Origin of the sequence: Micromonospora musae (assembly GCF_003626545.1) — a bacterium.
Classification (GTDB): Bacteria; Actinomycetota; Actinomycetes; order Mycobacteriales; family Micromonosporaceae; genus Micromonospora; species Micromonospora musae.
The window spans coordinates 778,384-796,051 of record NZ_RAZS01000003.1 but is presented as its reverse complement, the minus strand read 5'-3'; the positions used below and the strand labels follow the sequence as shown (position 1 = coordinate 796,051).

Annotated in this window: 19 protein-coding genes; 7 read left to right on the top strand and 12 right to left on the bottom strand. The window is 73.8% G+C overall.

From position 1 onward, the window contains the following. Positions 1 to 134: 134 nt before the first annotated feature. The gene (locus tag D7147_RS11730; protein ID WP_120676608.1) at positions 135 to 560 is read left to right on the top strand and encodes an Hsp20/alpha crystallin family protein; all 426 of its coding nucleotides are present in this window, start codon (positions 135 to 137) and stop codon (positions 558 to 560) included. A 262-nt stretch (positions 561 to 822) separates the two neighbouring features. Here the strand turns inward: D7147_RS11730 and D7147_RS11725 are convergent, their stop codons facing one another. Then, entirely contained in the window at positions 823 to 1,806 is a 984-nt protein-coding gene (locus D7147_RS11725) for a helix-turn-helix transcriptional regulator (RefSeq protein ID WP_120676606.1), read from the bottom strand. Positions 1,807 to 1,891: 85 nt separating this feature from the next. Here D7147_RS11725 and D7147_RS11720 point away from each other — a divergent pair, with 85 nt between their 5' ends. After that, positions 1,892 to 2,890, top strand: coding sequence for a tyrosine-type recombinase/integrase (locus D7147_RS11720; protein ID WP_120676604.1), 999 nt, complete (start codon positions 1,892 to 1,894; stop codon positions 2,888 to 2,890). A gap of 37 nt (positions 2,891 to 2,927) precedes the next feature. Here D7147_RS11720 and D7147_RS11715 read toward each other — a convergent pair whose 3' ends face one another. From D7147_RS11715 to D7147_RS11700, 4 genes are read right to left on the bottom strand one after another with little or no spacing between them, the layout of a single operon-like run. Next, on the bottom strand, positions 2,928 to 3,299 hold the full coding sequence (locus tag D7147_RS11715) for a VOC family protein (RefSeq protein ID WP_120676602.1): 372 nt from the start codon (positions 3,297 to 3,299) through the stop codon (positions 2,928 to 2,930). A 57-nt stretch (positions 3,300 to 3,356) separates the two neighbouring features. Beyond that, positions 3,357 to 3,842 carry a cation:proton antiporter regulatory subunit gene (locus tag D7147_RS11710; protein ID WP_120676600.1) on the bottom strand — a complete coding sequence of 162 codons (486 nt, stop codon included), beginning with the start codon at positions 3,840 to 3,842 and terminating at the stop codon, positions 3,357 to 3,359. After that, positions 3,824 to 5,368, bottom strand: coding sequence for a potassium/proton antiporter (locus D7147_RS11705; RefSeq protein WP_120676598.1), 1,545 nt, complete (start codon positions 5,366 to 5,368; stop codon positions 3,824 to 3,826). The genes D7147_RS11710 and D7147_RS11705 overlap by 19 nt, the downstream gene beginning before the upstream one ends. A gap of 28 nt (positions 5,369 to 5,396) precedes the next feature. Next, complete coding sequence (locus D7147_RS11700) at positions 5,397 to 6,689, bottom strand: ArsB/NhaD family transporter (RefSeq protein ID WP_233563085.1); 1,293 nt, start codon at positions 6,687 to 6,689, stop codon at positions 5,397 to 5,399. Positions 6,690 to 7,250: 561 nt separating this feature from the next. Here D7147_RS11700 and D7147_RS11695 point away from each other — a divergent pair. Next, entirely contained in the window at positions 7,251 to 8,207 is a 957-nt protein-coding gene (locus D7147_RS11695; RefSeq protein ID WP_120676594.1) for a HAMP domain-containing sensor histidine kinase, read from the top strand. Further along, the gene (locus D7147_RS11690) at positions 8,204 to 8,851 is read left to right on the top strand and encodes a response regulator (protein WP_120676592.1); all 648 of its coding nucleotides are present in this window, start codon (positions 8,204 to 8,206) and stop codon (positions 8,849 to 8,851) included. The genes D7147_RS11695 and D7147_RS11690 overlap by 4 nt, the downstream gene beginning before the upstream one ends. Here the strand turns inward: D7147_RS11690 and D7147_RS11685 are convergent. Together D7147_RS11685 and D7147_RS11680 are read right to left on the bottom strand one after the other, a co-directional pair. Further along, complete coding sequence (locus D7147_RS11685) at positions 8,818 to 10,008, bottom strand: outer membrane protein assembly factor BamB family protein (RefSeq protein WP_147437387.1); 1,191 nt, start codon at positions 10,006 to 10,008, stop codon at positions 8,818 to 8,820. The genes D7147_RS11690 and D7147_RS11685 overlap by 34 nt on opposite strands. A 40-nt stretch (positions 10,009 to 10,048) precedes the next feature. Further along, the gene (locus D7147_RS11680) at positions 10,049 to 11,752 is read right to left on the bottom strand and encodes an acyl-CoA dehydrogenase family protein (protein ID WP_120676588.1); all 1,704 of its coding nucleotides are present in this window, start codon (positions 11,750 to 11,752) and stop codon (positions 10,049 to 10,051) included. Positions 11,753 to 11,865: 113 nt separating this feature from the next. Between D7147_RS11680 and D7147_RS11675 the strand changes: the two genes are divergently transcribed. Then, on the top strand, positions 11,866 to 12,324 hold the full coding sequence (locus D7147_RS11675; RefSeq protein ID WP_407663329.1) for an Rv0361 family membrane protein: 459 nt from the start codon (positions 11,866 to 11,868) through the stop codon (positions 12,322 to 12,324). A 26-nt stretch (positions 12,325 to 12,350) separates the two neighbouring features. On the opposite strand, the gene D7147_RS11670 is transcribed toward D7147_RS11675, so the two are convergent. From D7147_RS11670 to D7147_RS11660, 3 genes are all read right to left on the bottom strand, one after another. After that, positions 12,351 to 13,067 (bottom strand): thymidine kinase, encoded by a 717-nt coding sequence (locus D7147_RS11670; RefSeq protein WP_120676584.1) that lies wholly within the window; start codon positions 13,065 to 13,067, stop codon positions 12,351 to 12,353. Between the two features lie 70 nt (positions 13,068 to 13,137). Further along, positions 13,138 to 14,532, bottom strand: a complete 1,395-nt coding sequence (locus D7147_RS11665) for an MFS transporter (RefSeq protein WP_120676581.1) — start codon at positions 14,530 to 14,532, stop codon at positions 13,138 to 13,140. 17 nt (positions 14,533 to 14,549) lie between these two features. Further along, the gene (locus tag D7147_RS11660) at positions 14,550 to 15,317 is read right to left on the bottom strand and encodes a glycerophosphodiester phosphodiesterase (protein ID WP_120676579.1); all 768 of its coding nucleotides are present in this window, start codon (positions 15,315 to 15,317) and stop codon (positions 14,550 to 14,552) included. Between the two features lie 100 nt (positions 15,318 to 15,417). Between D7147_RS11660 and D7147_RS11655 the strand changes: the two genes are divergently transcribed. Next, positions 15,418 to 15,873, top strand: a complete 456-nt coding sequence (locus D7147_RS11655) for a helix-turn-helix domain-containing protein (protein WP_233563084.1) — start codon at positions 15,418 to 15,420, stop codon at positions 15,871 to 15,873. Further along, complete coding sequence (locus D7147_RS11650; protein ID WP_120676575.1) at positions 15,866 to 16,234, top strand: DUF4180 domain-containing protein; 369 nt, start codon at positions 15,866 to 15,868, stop codon at positions 16,232 to 16,234. The genes D7147_RS11655 and D7147_RS11650 overlap by 8 nt, the downstream gene beginning before the upstream one ends. A gap of 34 nt (positions 16,235 to 16,268) precedes the next feature. Here D7147_RS11650 and D7147_RS11645 read toward each other — a convergent pair whose 3' ends face one another. Then, a complete protein-coding gene (locus tag D7147_RS11645) occupies positions 16,269 to 16,853 on the bottom strand; it encodes a hypothetical protein (protein ID WP_120676573.1) in 585 nt (194 codons plus the stop codon). After that, positions 16,850 to 17,626: a lysophospholipid acyltransferase family protein gene (locus D7147_RS11640; RefSeq protein ID WP_120676571.1), complete on the bottom strand. Its 777-nt coding sequence runs from the start codon at positions 17,624 to 17,626 to the stop codon at positions 16,850 to 16,852. The genes D7147_RS11645 and D7147_RS11640 overlap by 4 nt, the downstream gene beginning before the upstream one ends. Between the last annotated feature and the right edge of the window lie 42 nt (positions 17,627 to 17,668).

The following is a 17,668-nucleotide window of genomic DNA, read 5'->3' as shown; positions in this document are numbered from 1 at the left end:
GATGGTGCGGGCCGTGCGACCCTCTGCTGGCGCAGCGGTTGACGGTGTGGACGGATCGCGGTATCAAAGAAGGCGGAAGTTGAGTCAGGCAGGCTCAACCTGAACCCTTCGGACTGGAGACCGAGGAGACCGACATGCTGATGCGCACCGACCCGTTCCGTGAGATAGACCGGCTCGCCGAGCAGTTCCTCGGCACCACCGCCCGCCCGGCGGTGATGCACATGGACGCCTACCGCGACGGCGACTTCTTCTACGCGGCGTTCGACCTGCCCGGTGTCGACCCGGAGAGCATCGACTGCACGGTGGAGCGCAACGTGTTGACCGTCCGCGCCGAGCGGCGCCGCCCCACCGACGACAAGGTGGAGCTCGTCGCCGCCGAGCGGCCGATGGGGCTCTTCACCCGGCAACTCTTCCTCGGCGACACCCTCGACGCCGACCAGCTCGAGGCGGGCTACGAGAACGGCGTGCTCACGCTGCGGATTCCGGTGGCGGAGCGGGCCAAGCCGCGGCGGGTGCCCGTGGTCTCGCGCGGGGAAGGACACAAGCAGATCAACGCCTGACACAACGCGGGGGCGGGGCGTCCGGTTCGGGCGTTCCGCCCCCGCAGTTCCCCGCCTCCCGGCGCCGAGCATCCGGAGTTCAACTCGCCAGGAACTCCTCGGTCGCGCCGCGGATCGCGGTGACGAACGCGGCCACCGCCGGGTGTCGGCCGTGCCCGTTCGACGCTGACCAGCGGGTCGGCCCGCGCGCGTGCCGGTCAGACGGTTGCGAGCCGCAGGATGTGGGAGGCTCGATCGGCTGGTTCCACCGGGCCTGGTGCCGTCACTGCGGCGGCGCCGGGTAGAGCGCGGCGAGCCGGTGCGCCGTGGCGGTGAACCGCTCGCGCAGCTCCGGTGGGTCGATCACCTCCACCTCGGCGCCGAGCTTGAGCAGCTCGATGTGGCCGTGCTTGACCGACTCGATCGGCACGGTGGTGAGCAGCCATCCGGCGGCGTCCGGTTCGCCGGCCGCCGACCGGGCGGCCCGGCTCATCGCCGGCGGGAAGACGAACGGCATCAGCTCCAGCGCCGCTGCGGTCATCCGGACGCGGGCCTGTGCCCGGTAGACGCCCTGTTCGTAGCGGTCGGCGTGCTCCCGCCAGCAGCGGGCCAGGTCGAATCCGTCCGGCCGGTGCACCGGCTCGTCGAGCGTGACCAGCTCAAGGATCGCCCCGACGCGGTAGGTCCGTACCGCGCCGTCGACGGCGGCGACCAGATACCACCGGCCGGCCTTGAGCACCAGTCCGAACGGGTCGAGGACGCGACTCACCTCTCGCGGCGCCCGCCACCGCCGGTAGCGCACCCGGACCCGGCGGTCCGACCAGACCGCCTCGGCCAGCGCGGGCAGGTGCGGGGTGGGCTCCGGCTCGCGGAACCAGGTCGGCGCGTCCAGGTGGAAGCGTTGCCGGATCCGCCCACCCCGGTCGGAGAGTTCGGCGGGCAGGGCGGCCCGCATCTTCAGCTCGGCGGCGGCGAGCACCGACCCCAGCCCCAGCTCGGCCGCGGGACCGGGCATGCCCGCCAGGAAGAGGGCCTCGACCTCGGCCGGGGTCATCCCGGTCAGCCGGGTGCGGTAGCCGTCGAGCAGCCGGTAACCGCCGGCCGGCCCGCGCTCGGCGTAGACCGGCACCCCGGACGCGCCGAGCGCCTCCACGTCCCGGTAGACGGTCCGCACCGACACCTCCAGCGCGTCGGCCAGCTCCTGCGCCGTCATCCGGCCCCGGGTCTGCAGGAACAGCAGCAGGGACACAAGCCGGCTCGCACGCACCGTCCGACGGTATCCGCCGTCCCCGACAATCTTGTTCGGGCGCGCCTCACCGGCTCACCCATCCGAATCTGAGAACCTTTTTCACATGGTTCTCCCCGAGGCCCCGGCGCTGGCCCGACCGTCGACCAACCCCGCCCTGCCCGCCGGTCCCACGGAGTTCACCGAGGCCTGGCTGCACAACCGTCGACTCTCGGCGCACACCCGCGAGGCGTACCGGCGGGACATCGCCGGCTGGCTCGGCTGGTGCACGGAGCGGGAACTGAATCCGCTGCGGGCGAGCTTCCTGCACGTCAACGAGTACGCCCGGGACCTGGAGAACACCCGCAACGCGCGCACCGGTCGGCCGCTGACCCCGGCCAGCGTGGCCCGCAAGCTCTCCGCCCTCTCCAGCTGGTACGACTTCCTGGCGAAGCTGCGCGCGGTCGACGCGAACCCGGTGGCCGGCGCGGACCGTCCCCGCGTCGACCGGGACCACTCGGCGACGGTCGGGCTCACCCCCGAGGAGGTCGACGCCCTGCTGGCCGCCGCGGAGGCGGAGACCGGCCCCACGGCGTCCCGCAACCGGGCCGCCGTGGCGCTGCTGGCCGATCTCGGCCTGCGGGTGGGCGAACTCGTCTCGCTCGACGTCACCGACCTAGGCGCGGAGCGGGGACACCGCAGCGTGCGGTTCACCGGCAAGGGCGGCCGGCAGCGCCGCCGCGCGCTGACCCCGGGCACCTCCTATGCGGTGGACGACTACCTGGCGCAGCGCGCCGCGGCGACCGGCGTGCCGGTGACGGAGCTGACCGGGCCGCTGCTGGTCACCGGCTCCGGTGGCCGGCTGGACCGGCACGCGGTGTTCCGGCTCGTGCGCCGGCTGGCCCGCGCGGCCGGCATCCCGGCGTGGGCGAAGCTCTCCCCGCACTCGCTGCGGCACGCCTTCGCCACCACGGCCCGCGCCGAGGGGGTGCCGCTGGAGGACGTGCAGGACGCGATGGGGCACGCGGATCCGCGTACCACCCGTCGCTACGACCGGGACCGGCACAACCTCGACCGCGATCCGGCGTACGTCATCTGGGCCGCCCGGTCCCGGCGGCGCGGCTGACCCGGCATCGCGACCGGGTGAGCCGCGCCCGCGGCGGTCAGCCCTGGGGTCGGGGGCAGATGCAGAACGGCTGCCCGATCGGGTCGACGAGCACCACCCACCGCCCGTCGCCGGGCTGGAACTGCGGCTTCGTGGCGCCCGCGGTGACGAACTCCTTCTCGGCCTGGGCGAGGTCGTCGACGTAGACGTCGAGGTGGTAGCGCTTGCCGCTGGTGGTGTCCGGCCAGGATGGCGGCTGGTACGCCTCGACGAGCCCGAAGCCGATGGCCACGCCACCGCCGCTGATCATCGCGTACTCCGGCTGGCTGTGCGTGATCTCCCAACCCAGCACCCGGTGGTAGAAGGCGGCGTGCGCGGCCGGGTCGGAGCTGTCGAGGTTGACCATCGCGAGGTCGGCTTTCACTGTCATGTTCGGCAGCCTGCCGCAGGTACCTGACATCTCCTGTCAGGTACCTGCGGAAGAGGGTCACGGAACTTCCGGGGTGAGTCGGCGGCTCAGCGCGCCGACTCCCTCCGCGGTGCCCGCGACGACCAGGGCGTCGCCGTTGGTGATGCGGTGCTCCGCGCCGGGCGCGGTGGTCGTCCGGCCCGCGGAGAGCACGGCGACCACGGTGACGCCGCGGACGCGCGCGGCCACCTCGCCCAGCGGGCGGCCGACGTACGGCGACGCGGCGGTGACCGGCACGGCGGCCACCGTCAGCGACCCTGCTCCGCGCTCCAGTTCGGGTACGTGCTCGACGGTGGCCACCGGGTGCAGCAGCCCGCCCAGCTCCCGGGCCTCCGCGTCGGTGAGCGCGAGCGACCGCTCCACGGTGTCCGGGTCGCCGGCCGCGTAGAGGAGGAGGTCCCGGCGTCCGCCACGGTGACGTACGACGCCGACGAACTGCCCCTGTGCCGTGCGCAGGGTGTAGCCGACGCCGATGCCGGGCAGCATCACGCGTTCGATGTGCACTGTCGCCTCCTGCCGGTCGGGCTGGTGGGCTCGGGGTCACCGGTCTCGCCGAACCAGCCGGCCAGCCGGCCGCCGCGGGCGACGGCCCGCAGCCGCCGCTCGGTGGCCTCCCGCACCCTCGGGGTGGTGAGCACGACGAGCTGGTCCCCGACTCGCAGCCGGGTGTGCTCGTCGGGCACGAACGTGTCCGGACCGCGCACCACGAGGGTGGTCGCGGCCGGCGGGGGCAGCCGCAGCTCCGGCAGGTACACGCCCTGCAAACGGGATCCGGGCTCGACGGTGACGTGGATCAGGTCGGCGTCCATCGCGTCCAGCGGCGCCAGCTCGACCTGCAGGTCGGGCCCCACGTCGTGCGGGGTGAGCCGCAGCCGCCGCGCCAGCCAGGGCAGCGCCGGCGCCTGGATGACGGTGAAGACGACGACGAGCAGGAACACGATGTTGAACACCCGGTCGCTGCCGGGCGAGCCGGCGACGACCGGAATGGTGGCCAGCACGATCGGCACGGCGCCCCGCAGCCCCGCCCAGGAGAGGAAGACCTGCTCCCGCAGCGGCACGCGGAACGCCGCCAGCGACAGCAGCACCGACGCGGGCCGCGCGAACAGGAGCAGGGCCGCGCCGACCACCAGCGCCGGGACCACGCTCGAGGCGAGCTCGCTCGGCGTGACCAGCAGCCCGAGCATCACGAAGAGCCCGATCTGGGCGATCCAGCCGAGCCCCTCGGCGACCGACCGGGTGGCGCGCCGGTGCGGCAGGCCCGCGTTGCCCAGGACGAGACCGGCCAGGTAGGCGGCGAGGAAGCCGCTGGTCTGCGTCAGCCCGGCGACGGCGTAGGCGAGCACCCCGCAGCCCACGATCGCGATCGGGTGCAGCCCGGAGGTGGGCAGCGTGAGGCGGCGCAGCAGCCACACCCCGGCCGCGCCGACGGCCAGCCCGATCGCCCCACCGGCGGCGAGTTGGAAGATCATGGCGGCGAGCAGCGGCAGCGGCTCGATCGCCTCCAGCCCGGTCGCGCTGAAGGTGAGCACCAGGATGAACGTCGGGGCGTCGTTGAGGCCCGACTCGGCCTCGACGAGGCTGGTCAGCCGCTTGGGTAGCGGTACCGACCGCAGCACCGAGAAGACCGCCGCGGCGTCGGTGGAGGAGACGATCGCGCCGAGCAGCAGCGCCGTCTGCCAGCCGATGTCCAGCAGCAGGTACGCCGCGACCGCGGTGAGCGCCACGCTGACCAGGACGCCCAGGGTGGCCAGCACGGTCGCCGGGGCCAGGACCGGCCGGACGTGCTTGACGTCGGTGGTCAAACCCCCCTCGACCAGGATGACCGCGAGCGCGGCGAGGCCCAGCGCCTGGGCCAGGGCGGCGTCGTCGAACGGCAGGCCGAGCCCGTCCTGGCCCAGCAGCAGACCCACCCCGAGGTACGCCAGCAGCACCGGCATGCCCAGCCGGGTGGCGAGCCGCGCCGCGGTGACGCTGACCAGGACGACGCCGGTGCCGACGGCCAGCACCACGTACAGCTCGGTCAGCGTCACCGTGGCCTCCCTTGCGCCTCCGGCGTCCTCAGGCGAAGTAGCGCAGCCACACGTATCCCCAGGCGATCAGCGTGGTCAGCACCGTGGTGACGATGCCGTACCGGGTGAACTGCCAGAAGCTGATCGGTTGGCCGGCGCGGGCGGCGATGCCCAGCACCACGATGTTCGCGCTGGCCGCGACGGCGGTGCCGTTGCCGCTCAGGTCGGCGCCGAGGGCGAAGGACCACCACAGCGCCTGCCCGGTCTGCGGGTCCGCCCCGGCGACGATGTTCTCCACGATCGGTGCCATCGTCGCCGTGTACGGAATGTTGTCGAAGAACGCGCCGAGCACCGCCGAACCGAAGATGAGGCTTGTCGCTCCGGCGAACCAGCTCTCGCCGACGGCGTCGGTCGCCCACCGCCCGATCTGCTCGATCACCCCGGTCTCGGTGAGACCGGCGACCATGACGAACAGGCCGAGGAAGAACACGAGGGTCGGCCACTCGACCTCCGCCACGTACTTCGCGGTGTCGGCGCGGGTGACGAGGACCATCACGCCGGCGCCGACCAGGGCGATGATCGCCACGCCGACACCGATCACGGTGTGCAGCGCGAAGGCGGCCATCACCAGCACCAGCACGACCAGGCTGCGGGTCAGCATCGCCGGGTCGGTGATCGCGGCGCGGGCGTCCATGTCGCGTACGGCCGCGAACCGCTCCGGGTGGTACTCGAACGACCGGCGGAACATGAACCGCGCCAGTACGAGGAACGCCAGGAACATGAGCAGGGCGACCGGGGCCATGTGCAGCAGGAAGTCGTTGAAGCTCAGCCCGGCGCGGCTGCCGATGATGATGTTCGGCGGGTCACCGATGAGGGTGGAGGCGCCCGCGATGTTCGACGCCAGCACCTCGGCGATCAGGTACGGGACGGCGGAGATGCCGAGCCGGCGGCAGACCGAGATGGTGATCGGCGCGACCAGCATGACCGTCGTGACGTTGTCCAGGACCGGTGAGGCGAGCCCGGTGATCGTCACGAGCAGCACCATCAGCCGGTAGGGCCGGCCCTGCGAGCGTTGCGCCGCCCAGATCGCGAGGAACTCGAAGACGCCGGTTTGTTTGATCACCCCAACGATGATCATCATGCCGAGGAGCAGGAAGATGACGTCCCAGTCGATCCCGGCGTGATGGGAGTAGAAGACCTCCGAGCCCGGCACCAGGCCGAGCAGGGCCATCAGGCCGGCGGCACCCAGCACCACCGCCACCCGATTGATCTTCTCGGTGGCGATGAACAGGAACGCCACCGCGAAGATCACGGTGGCGGCGATTGCGGGCCAGGTACTCACGGGCGCCGACCCGGGGGACCGTGCTCGGCGCCGGGACGCGTCTGCGCGGCTGCGGGCGGACGCGCCGCCGGTACCTGTCGTTTCGATACTGCGATCACGGGGACCTCCGGTGGGGTCGGACCACCAGGGCCCTCCCCGGCGGGCTCGGGACCACCGGGGAGGGCCGTCGGGGTGGCGGCGGGTTACGGACCGGGCGTCACGCCCGGCCTCCTGGTGCAAGTTCATCCGGCCGGGCCGCCGCCCGACATCGGGTCTGACACCCATTTGCCGCCGGTGTTGACCTGCAGATCCGCATTCGGCGAGGCCACGCGGCGCGGCGTCCGGGTGACGGCCCCGTCCGCTGCCCGCCGCAGGTCGTGCCATGCTGGCGGTGCCGGTCGCGTACGGCGAACCGGGCTCGCCGCCGCGCGTGCCCCGCCCGCCGCATTGAATTCGCCGGCACGGGCGAATGGGTGTCGACACGCATTTACACCGGCCCCCGGCGCCGGGAGGGTTGACCGGGATGGTGCCGGAGCGCGAGCGCGGCCCGGCCGACGGCCGGCGGGGGAAGGAGACCTACTGGTGTCGCTGTTCTGGCGGATCTTCCTGCTCAACGCCGCCGTGCTGATCACCGCGACACTGCTGCTGCTCGGCCCGGTCACCGTCTCCACCCCGGTGCTGCTCACCGAGGCGATCGTCCTCACGGTCGGTCTCGCGGCGATGCTGGTCGCCAACGCCGCGCTGCTGCGGGTCGGCCTGGCCCCGCTGCGGCGGCTGGCGCGGGCCATGACCACCATCGACCTGCTCCAGCCCGAGCCGCGCCTGGTCGCCGTCGGTCACGGCGGCACCGCCGAGCTGATCCGCGCGTTCAACGCCATGATCGACCGGCTGGAGGCGGAGCGGGCCGCCAGCGCGGCGGCCGCGCTCTCCGCCCAGGAGGCCGAACGCCGCCGCGTCTCCCAGGAGCTGCACGACGAGGTGGGCCAGACGCTCACGGCGATGCTGCTCGAACTCAAGCAGGTGGCCCGGCACGCCCCGGAACCGATCCGCGCCCAACTCGCCGGGGTGCAGGAGACCACCCGCGACAGCCTCGACGAGATCCGGCGCATCGCCCGGCGCCTGCGCCCCGGGGTGCTGGAGGAGCTGGGGCTGGTCAGCGCCCTGAAGGCGCTCACCAGCGAGGTCACCGGGCACAGCGACCTGGGCGTCGAGCAGCACCTCACCACGGACCTGCCCGCCCTCGGCAACGAGGCCGAGCTGGTCATCTACCGGGTCGCCCAGGAGGCGCTGACCAACACCGTGCGGCACGGCAAGGCCACCGCTGTCGAGCTGTCCCTGGAGCACCCCGGCGGGTCCGTCCGGCTGCGCGTGCGCGACAACGGGCGGGGCATCGGCGGCGCGCCCGAGGGGGCCGGCATCCGCGGCATGCGGGAACGGGCCCTGCTGATCGGCGCGCACCTCAGCGTCGGCCCGGCGCCCGCAGGGGGCACCGAGGTGCGGCTGACCGTACCCGTCGACGGGGCGGTCGACCGCCCGTGACCACCCGCATCCTGCTCGCCGACGACCACGCCCTGGTCCGCCGTGGCGTGCGGCTCATCCTCGACAGCGAACCCGACCTGACCGTGGTGGCGGAGGCGGGCGACGGCGCGGAGGCGGTCAGCCTCGCCGCCGCCGAACGCCCCGACCTGGTCATCCTCGACATCGCCATGCCTCGGATGACCGGCCTGCAGGCCGCTCGGGAGTTGGCCCGGCAGCAGCCGGAGCTGCGCATCCTGATCCTCACCATGTACGACAACGAGCAGTACTTCTTCGAGGCGCTCAAGGCCGGCGCGAACGGGTACGTGCTCAAGTCCGTCGCCGACCGGGATCTGGTGGAGGCCTGCCGGGCCGCCATGCGCGACGAGCCGTTCCTCTACCCCGGCGCGGTCAACGCGTTGATCCGCAACTACCTGGAGCGCAGCGCGCAGGGTGCGGACGCCCCGGCCCGCGCGATAACCGAGCGCGAGGAGGAGATCCTCAAGCTGGTCGCCGAGGGCCACTCCTCGAAGGAGATCGCCCGGCTGCTCTTCATCAGCGTCAAGACGGTCGAGCGGCACCGGGCGAACCTGCTGCAGAAGCTCGGCCTGCGCGACCGGCTCGAACTGACCCGCTACGCGATCCGGGCCGGTCTGATCGAACCGTAGACGGCCCAGACCGTGAGCCGCCCGCCCGGCGTGCGACACGCCAGCGCGCCGGCGACCGCCCGGCAGTCCCGTACGCCCACCGGCAGCACCCCGACCACGACCGGTCCGTCCCGGCCCGCCCGGGCGACCAGTTCGCGCCGGCCGTCCTCGATGGGCCGCAGCAGCAGTGGCGGGCCGCTGTCGTCCCGTCCGCCGGGCACCACCGTCCAGGCGGCGCCGCCCGGCCACGTCCACACCCGCTCCCCGGTGACCGGGTCGAGCGCCCACCGGTCGCGCCCGTCCTGCGCGCAGAGCAGCCCCTGACAGGCGCGGGTCGTCACCTCCCCGCCGTCGATCGGCGCCCGCCAGCGTGCGGTCAGCCCCGGCAGGTCGTAGCCGACCAGTTCGCCGCCGCCGGCCGTGGGGTGACGCAGCACCAGACGGTCCCCGACCACCTGCGGATTGCCGGGCGCGTAGTCGGCGGGCGGCAGCCGCCCCTCGCCGCGCACCGTCGCGTCGCGGACGTCGTACACCCGGGCCAGGCCGTCGTCGCGGACCACCAGCACCGCGCCGGGCATGCCGGGCAGCACCGCCAGCACGGCGGTGGACGGCAACGGCACCGTCCAGCGGGTCGCCCCGGTGGCCGGGTCGACCCCACGCACCGCGCCCTCGATCCGCCGCCCCGGGTCGCTGACGCTACGCACCTCGGTCACCGCCACGGCACCGTCGCCGGCCGGGTACACCCGATCCGTCCGACGCCAACGCGGTGCGCCGGTCTCCGCGGAGCGGGCGGTGGTGCCGCCCGCCCGCCGCGTCGCGTCCCGTTCGGTGACGAGCAGGAGGCCACCGGCGGGCTCGGCGGACCAGCCGGCCGCCGGTGGCACGCTCACCCGCCACCGCGGTGGCCCGTTCGGCGTCGCCGGGTCGTACGCGGTCATCGAGGGCCGGTCGGCGCCGGGCTCGACGACGAGCAGCGACGCGCCTCCGCCGAGCACCACGGAGCGTTCGGGCAGCATCGGTCCAGCCACGGCCGTCAGCCCCGCTGGCGGGGCCGCGCCGCCCAGCAGCGCGCAGAGCAGCAGCAGTGCGCTCACCGGCCACCAGCGAGACGTCGGCGACGTGCGCCGCTCGGTCTGCGGGGCGCCCCGCTCCGCGCCCAACTCGATGACGGACTCCACCGGCACCATCCCCGTCGCTGCGAAAGACCCGAAGCGGCCGTCAGCCGAGCAGCTCCAGGTGGTGGTGGGCGTCGGCGGCGATCTCCTCGTGCCGCAGCCGGCGGCGGGCCCACAGCCGGGCGGCGACCTCGGCCTGCTCGTCGCCCCACGCCGCGTGCTCCACCAGCAGCGCCGTGGTGAGCGCGTGGGCGAGGCGCAGCGCCAGGTCACGCGCCCCGGCGACCGCCGCTGCGGCCTGCGGGTCGGCGGCGACCGCGGCGAGGCGTTCGCGCAGCTCGGCGGTGACGGCGGCGAGCGTGTCGGCCAGCACGGGGGAGAGCGGCCGGGCCAGGTCGGCGGCGGCGTCGAGGCGGCGCAGCAGCGGCGGGCCGGCGTCCTCGCGGCTGACCGCGCGCAGCACGTCCAGGGCGAGCACGTTGGTGGTGCCCTCCCAGATCGGCAGCACCTGCGCGTCGCGCAGCAGCCGGGGTACGCCGGTGTCCTCCACGTAGCCGGCTCCGCCGAAGCTCTCCACGTACTCGGTGGCCGAGCTCACCGCCAGCCGGCCGGTGGCCAGCTTCGCCAGCGGCGCCACGATGCGCAGCTCGGCGGCGGCGGCCGGGTCGGCGCCCACCTCCACCCGGCCGAGCAGCGCGAACGCGTGCCCGGCGAGGACGAACGCGCCGGCCGCGTCGAGCGCGAGGGCGCCGAGGGTGGCCCGGTGCAGCGGGGACGTCGCGAGCGTTCCGCCGGCCACGTGCCGCGCCGAGGCGTACGCCCGCGCGTAGGCCAGCCCGCGGCGCATCCCACCGGCGGCGGCGGCCGCGTTGTGCACCCGGGTCACCACCACCAGGGTCATCGCCCGGACCAGGCCGGGCCGGGTCGGGTCACCCAACGGCAGGGCGTACGCGTCGCGCAGCCCGATCTCGGCGGTCGGCAGCGCCCGCGTACCGAGCTTCTCCTTCAGCCGGTGCACGCTGACCCCCGGCGCCGGGGCGAGCGGCGCGGCGGGACCGGCCAGCGGCGAGTCGGCGGCGTAGCGGGGCACCAGGAACGGGGCGAGCACCCGGCTGCCCCGCCCGGCCCCCTCCGGCCGGGCCAACGCCACCGCCATCGCCGAGTCGGCGGCCGAGCAGAACCACTTCTCCCCGGTCAGCCGCCACGAGCCGTCGGCGGCGGGGCGGCCGATGGTGCTGGACCGGCCCAGGTCGGAGCCGCCCTGCGACTCGGTCATCCACTGCCCGCTGGTGATCGCCGTCTCCGGGTCGGTGGAGAGCAGCCGGGGCAGCCAGGCGTCGCGGACCACCGGGTCGACCTCCGGGAGGCTGAGCAGCGCCGCCGCGCCGTCGGCCATGGCCACCGGGCAGGAGAAGGTGGCCGACTCCGGCCCGTACAGGTGCAGCAGGGCGTGCTGGACGACGCGTGCGGCGGCACCCCAGGTGCCCCGCGCCGACTCCAGGTGGGGCAGCGCCACCACGGCGTGCCGGGCGGCGGCGGCGCGCTGCGCCTGCCAGCCGGGGGACGTGTCGATCCGGTCGACGCGCGCCCCCCACGGGTCGTAACGGACCAGCGTCGGCGGGTGCGCCTCGGCGTCGGCGTGCGCGGCGCGCAGCGGCCCGGTCACGTCGGCGGCCAGGTCGGCGAGCCGGTCCTTGGCGGCGGCGTGCCCCGCGGCGCCGAGCTGCCGTTCCAGCCAGGAACGCAGCAGCGTGTCGCTGCCGTACGGATCGTCGGGGGCGGGTACCGGCTGCACGTAGCGGGTCATGCGCGCTCCTGGCACGGGCGGAGGGTGGTGGCCCGACGGTAGACGATGCGGTGGCGCCGGCGACAGAGGCGAATGCCGCCCGCGGACCCGTTGCGGTTCTCTACCGTCGGGGCGTGGGCGCTGGGCAGTCGTGGAGCAGGCCGGCCCGGCGAAGCCGTCCGATGCGTGCCGGGCTGGTGTTCGCCGGTGTCGGTGTCGTCCTGTGCTGCATCGGGGTGGCCGGCCTCGGGGTGCGCAACCTCCAGGTGGTCACCCAGGCGGCCGGTCCGGTGCGGGAGACCGCCGACGAGTTCCTGCGCGAGGTCGTCCTCGGTGACACCGGCCGCGCCTACGGCCGGCTCTGCGCGGACGCCCGCAAGAAGTGGAGCGAGGGTGGCTTCGAGAGCTGGGTGCGCACCCCGCCGGAGGTCCGGGACTACGAGATCGTGGATGTGTCGGTGACCACCGAGGGTGGCCGCCCGCTCGGCAAGGTGGTCATCGAGTTGACCCGCGCGAGCGGTCTGAGTGAGCAGCGTGAGCTGCCGGTGGTGCAGGAGGACGGTGGCTGGCGGGTCTGCGGTGACCCCCTCTAGGGTCTGCCGGCACCGTCGTCGGCGGGTCAGGGCCGGGGGCCGAGGTCCCCGCTGCGGTAGTGCCGCCGGCACAGCACCTGGTAGCGCACCTCGGCGGTCTCCACGGTGTCGCCGATGACGACCTGCGCGCCCTCGCGGGCCACCCGGCCGTCGACCACCCGCGCGTTGAGCAGCCCTTCCCGTCCGCACCAGCAGAGCACCTCGACCTGGATGCGCGCCACCTCGTCGGCGAGTTCGAAGAGCCGCTGGGCGGCGGGAAAGAGGTGGGAGCGGAAGTCGGTGGCCAGCCCGAACGCGTACACGTCGACGTCGTAGCTGTCGACCAGTTCGGCCATCTGCTCGACGTGCTCGACGGTGTAGAAGCTGGCCTCGTCGCAGATGAGGTAGTCGACGCGGACGCCTTCGTCCCAGCGGCCGCGTACCAGGGCCCGCAGGTCGAGGTCGTCGGTGACCTCGATGGCGGAGTGTGCCAGGCCGATGCGGGTGGTGACCTGCGCACCCATGGACCTGTCGATGCGGGTGGTGACGAGGCCCCGGCGCCCCTGCCGGGCGTGGTTGTAGTTCATCTGCAGCGCCATCGTGGACTTGCCGCAGTCCATGGGTCCCCAGAAGAACTTGAGCGCCGCGGCGTGCAGCGGGCGACCGTTCATGCCGCGCGCCACCGCGCACCCGGCGGGGGCGTCGTCCGGGCCGGTGAAGGGGCGGGCCAGGCAGGTGGGTGCGGCAGCGGCGTCGTCAGTCACGGTCGGGCAGCCTAACCCATCGACCGGCCTGCATCCGGCCGGACGATCATGAACCGCGCGGGCGGGCGTGCTACAGGACCCGGGGCGGCGTGTTCCCGGCGGCCACGATGGCCCGGCGGATCGGCACGGCCAGCAGCAGCAGGAACCCGACCACGAAGAAGATCAGCAGTGAGACCAGCCCCACCCGGTACGAGGACGTCAGCTGGAAGACCAGGCCGAACGCGAGCGGCCCGAGCCAGCTGGTGCCCTTGTCGCTGATCTCGTAGAAGCCGTAGTACTCGCCCTCCTTGCCGGTGGGGATGAGCTGGCTGAACAGTGATCGGCTCAGGGCCTGGCTGCCGCCGAGGACCAGGCCGATCGCGGCGCCGAGAATCATGAACGGCAGCGGCGCCTCGGCGGGCAGCCGGAACGCGGCGATGATCACCGCCGTCCAGAGCACCAGGCTGAGCAGCACCGTCTTCCACGCGCCGACGCGCCGCGCGAGCGCGCCGAGCGACAGCGCCCCGCCGAAGGCGAGGAACTGCACCAGCAGGATGGTGACGATCAGGGTGTCCTGCTCCAGCCGCAGCTCCTCGGTGCCGTACTGGCTGGCGAGGGTGATGACGGTCTGGATGCCGTCGTTGTAGACCAGGAAGGCGAGCAGGAAGAAGAGGGTCAGCGGGTACGCCTTGATCTCCCGCAGGGTGCGGCCGAGCTGCCGGAACCCGTCGGTGAGCACATTGCCGCCCCGGGCCGCGATGGCCGCCGCGGTGGGGTGTTCACGCAGCCAGCGCAGCGGCACCAGGGTGAACACGGCCCACCAAACGCCGGCGGAGACGATCGACCAGCGGGCCAGGTCCAGGGTGCGTTGCGGATTGTCGTCATGGCTGAACATCGTGACCGCGACCAGGTTGAGCGCCAGCAGCAGGCCGCCGCCGAGGTAGCCCAGCGCCCAGCCGCGGCTGGAGATGCCGTCGCGCTCGTCGGGGCCGCCGAGCTGCGGCAGGAAGGAGTTGTAGACCACGATCGCGGCGCCGAAGCTGATGTTGGCGATCAGGAAGAGCGCCCCGCCGAGCAGGTACCGGTCGCCGGTGACGAAGCCCATCGCGATGGTCGCGCCGGCGCCGGTGAAGGCCGCGCCGGCGAGCAGCCGCTTCTTGTGCATCGACCGGTCGGCGATGGCGCCCATCACCGGCAGCACGAAGACGGTGAGGAAGACCGACAGCGAGATGAGGTACGGGTAGTACGAGCCGGCGGCGACCCGGATACCGAGCGGATGCACGTAGCCGTCGCAGCTGTCCGCGCCGAGCTCGCAGCCGGCGGCCAGCTCGGTGACGGTGGTGAGGAACGGACCGAGGAAGACCGTGATGACCGTGGTCTGGAAGGCCGAGTTGGCCCAGTCGTAGGCGTACCAGCCGGTGCGTTCGCGGCGGGTGCTCGCCGGGGGCGGGATGTCGCGCGCCGTGGGGGTCACGGTGTCGGCCATCGGGTCCTCTCGCCGGGTCAGGCGGCCCAGTGGCCGCGGCTGCGGTATACGTCGCGCAGCACGCCGACGTGATCGGTCATGATGCCATCCACACCAAGATCAAGTAAGTCGTGCATCTCGGCGGGTTCGTCGATCGTCCAGACGTGCACCTGCAACCCGATCCGGTGGCAGTAGGCGAGGAATCGCCGATCGACCACCGGGATGCGGCCGTACCGGACGGGGACCTGCGCCGCGACCACTGCCGGGGGCAGCCGCAGCGGCCGCCCGTGCAGCGAGGCCATCCGCAGCCGGGCGACTCCGCGCATGCCGAGGCTGCTGGCGACCTTCGGCCCGGCCAGGGCGCGCAGCCGGGTCAGCCGGGCGTCGCTGAACGAGGCGAGCAGCACCCGGTCGCCGGCCCCGGTGCGGGTGACCGTGTCGACGGTCGGCACGACCCCGCCGTCGGCCTTGACGTCGACGTTGAACCGGACCTCCGGCCAGCCGGCGAGGACCTCGTCGAGGCGGGGTACCACCGCGGCGCCACCGACGCGTACCGAGGCGAGGTCGGCCCAGCGCAGGTCGGCGATGCGGCCCGGCTCGCCGGTCACCCGGCGCAGCGTCGGGTCGTGGAAGATCACCGGCACACCGTCGGCGGTGGCGTGCACATCCGTCTCCACGTACCGGTAGCCGAGCCCGATGGCGCGGGCGAACGCCTCGACGGTGTTCTCGGTCCCGTCGGCCGCGCCGCCGCGGTGCGCGAACGCCAGGGGAGCGGGCGCGTCGAGGTAGGGATGACGCAGGTGCACGATCGGCAGTATGCCGGGCGCGGGTGGCGTTCGGGTGACCGGACGGCATCCCTTCAACGAACTTCCCTATCGCTCCCTATCGTGGCTACTATCGGGAACGATGAGTGATGACATGTACTCGGTCGAGCAGGTTGCTGAGCTGCTCGGCCTGCACGTACGCACCGTGCGCGGCTACATCCGCACCGGCCGTCTGCGTGCGACGCGGATCGGCAAGCAGTACCGGATCTCCCGCGCCGACCTCGACGCGTTGACCGGCCGGCCCGCACCGGGGTCGCCGGCCGGCGCGCCGACGCTGGAGGTGTCCAGCATCGTGCAGGTCGACGGTGTCGACCGGGCGGCGGCCGACCGGCTGGGCACCTTCGTGCTGGCCGGCGTCAACACCCACCACGACCCGGCCCGCCCGCTGCGGGTGCAGACCGTTCACGACGAGGAGCGCCACCGGTTGAAGATCGTGATTCTGGGCGATGCCGCCGGCACCGCCGACCTGCTGCGCCTGGTCGACGCCGTGCTGCACGGCGACAACTTCCTCTCCGCGGGGGAGGCCACCGATGCCTGACGTACTGCAGGAGCGAAACGGCGTGGCCGTCCTGGTCTGCGACCCCGACGGCCCGGTCCTGGCCACCACCGAGGCGGCCCTCGACCTGATCGGCACCGCGGGCTTCGGCGGCGCGGAGTTGGTGGCCGTGCCGGCGGCCCGACTCGACCCGAGTTTCTTCTCCCTCGGCACCCGCTTCGCCGGGGAGATCATGCAGAAGTTCGTCAACTACCGGCTGCGGCTCGCGGTCGTCGGCGACATCTCCGCCCACCTCGCGGCCAGCGGCGCGCTGCGCGCCCTGGTGGCCGAGTCCAACCGGCACGGCCAGGTCTGGTTCGTGCCCGACCTGGCCGCGCTCGACGCCCGGCTCGCCGCCCGCTGACCGTCGAAGCGGGCGCTGCGGCGATTCGACGGCATCAGCTCCAGTCGGTCTGGTAACCGTCGTGGCGTAGCAGCTCCAGCAGTTCGGCGTCGGTGGGCCGGTGCACCCGGTCCAGCGCAGCGCGGAGCACGTCGACCTCGACCGGGTCGGGCCCCTGCACCTCGACCGCCCGCGATCGGTTCGCATCGGTGCGGTAGAGCCCGGTGGAGGGGTCGCTGTTGTCGGTCCGGCGGGTCACGATCAGCGTCTCGCCGCCACCCAGGTCGGTGCAGGTGCGCAACAGTGGCGAGCCGCAGTCGACTCCCTCGGGCAGCCCGGTGCCGGGTTGCGGGACGTGCAGCCCCCACACCACCGGCACGGTACGGCCGTGGCCGACGTCGAGATCGTAGGCGATCTCCAAGCCGCCACGGTGCAGCCAGGCGACGTTGCGCTTGCCGGGACGGGCCACCGCGTCGGGGATCAGCAGCTGCTCCCGCGGCCATGGCGACTGCCGGGTCAAGTCGATCAGGTCACGCTCGTCCTTGGCCCGGTGGTACGCGGTACGTAGCCCGGCGTACCCGGCCCCGCCGAGGACGAGCAGCGCCAGGACGACAAGGGTGAGACGGCGCGGCAGTCTCACCCTTGCCGCCTGCGGCGGTGCGCGCGGCTGGTGTCGACGGGTCTACCGGGGTCGACGTGCCGGGGCCGGTCGGGCTCGTCCGGGCGCAGCGGGACCAGCGCGTCGGTGATGGCGTCGATGATCCGGTCGGTGGCGCGCCGGGCCGCACCGGGTGTCCCCGGGCTCAGCCCGGCGAGGTCGACGGGCTCACCGAAGTGCACCCGGATCACCGGGCGGCGCAGCAGGGCCCGAGCCACGCCTTTCAGCAACCCTCTCGGCGCCCGGTAGGGCAGCACCTCGTGCGAACCCCACTGGGCCACCGGAACGACAGGGGCGCCGCAGGCGAAGGCGAGGCGGGCGGCCCCGGTCTTGCCGCGCTCGGGCCAGAGACCCGGATCCAGGCCGATGCGCCCCTCCGGGTAGACCAGGATCACCGAGCCGGCGGCGACCGCCGCGGCGGCGGCATCGAGCGCCCGGCCGACGGCGGCGGTGCCGCGGTCGACACGGAGGTGTCCGGCGCGGCGCATCAGGGCCCCGATCACCGGCGCGCGGAAGAGTCCGCCGGTGGCCATGATCCGGGGGGCGACCCCGCGGGCCCGGCAGGCGGCGGTGAGCACGATCGGGTCGAAGGGGCTGAGGTGGTTCGCGGCCAGGATCAGCGGCCCCCGCCGCAGCGCCTCGGGCACCGTCCCGCTGACCTCGAGGCGGGCCAGGGGGGCGACGACGCCCCGGGCGAGCAGCTGGGCGGCGCGCCAGAGCGCGGGGGGCTGCCAGGTGGTGCGGGCGGTGTCCATCAGCGGTGAATGCTCCCACGCGCCGGGGTGTCGGTGGGGTGG

Coding starts and splice junctions, on each gene's coding strand:
- D7147_RS11730 (WP_120676608.1), top strand. CDS start 135: ATGCTGATGCGCACCGACCCGTTCCGTGAGATAGACCGGCTCGCCGAG.
- D7147_RS11650 (WP_120676575.1), top strand. CDS start 15,866: ATGCCTGACGTACTGCAGGAGCGAAACGGCGTGGCCGTCCTGGTCTGC.
- D7147_RS11680 (WP_120676588.1), bottom strand. CDS start 11,752: ATGACCCGCTACGTGCAGCCGGTACCCGCCCCCGACGATCCGTACGGC.
- D7147_RS11655 (WP_233563084.1), top strand. CDS start 15,418: ATGAGTGATGACATGTACTCGGTCGAGCAGGTTGCTGAGCTGCTCGGC.
- D7147_RS11640 (WP_120676571.1), bottom strand. CDS start 17,626: ATGGACACCGCCCGCACCACCTGGCAGCCCCCCGCGCTCTGGCGCGCC.
- D7147_RS11665 (WP_120676581.1), bottom strand. CDS start 14,532: ATGGCCGACACCGTGACCCCCACGGCGCGCGACATCCCGCCCCCGGCG.
- D7147_RS11720 (WP_120676604.1), top strand. CDS start 1,892: ATGGTTCTCCCCGAGGCCCCGGCGCTGGCCCGACCGTCGACCAACCCC.
- D7147_RS11715 (WP_120676602.1), bottom strand. CDS start 3,299: ATGACAGTGAAAGCCGACCTCGCGATGGTCAACCTCGACAGCTCCGAC.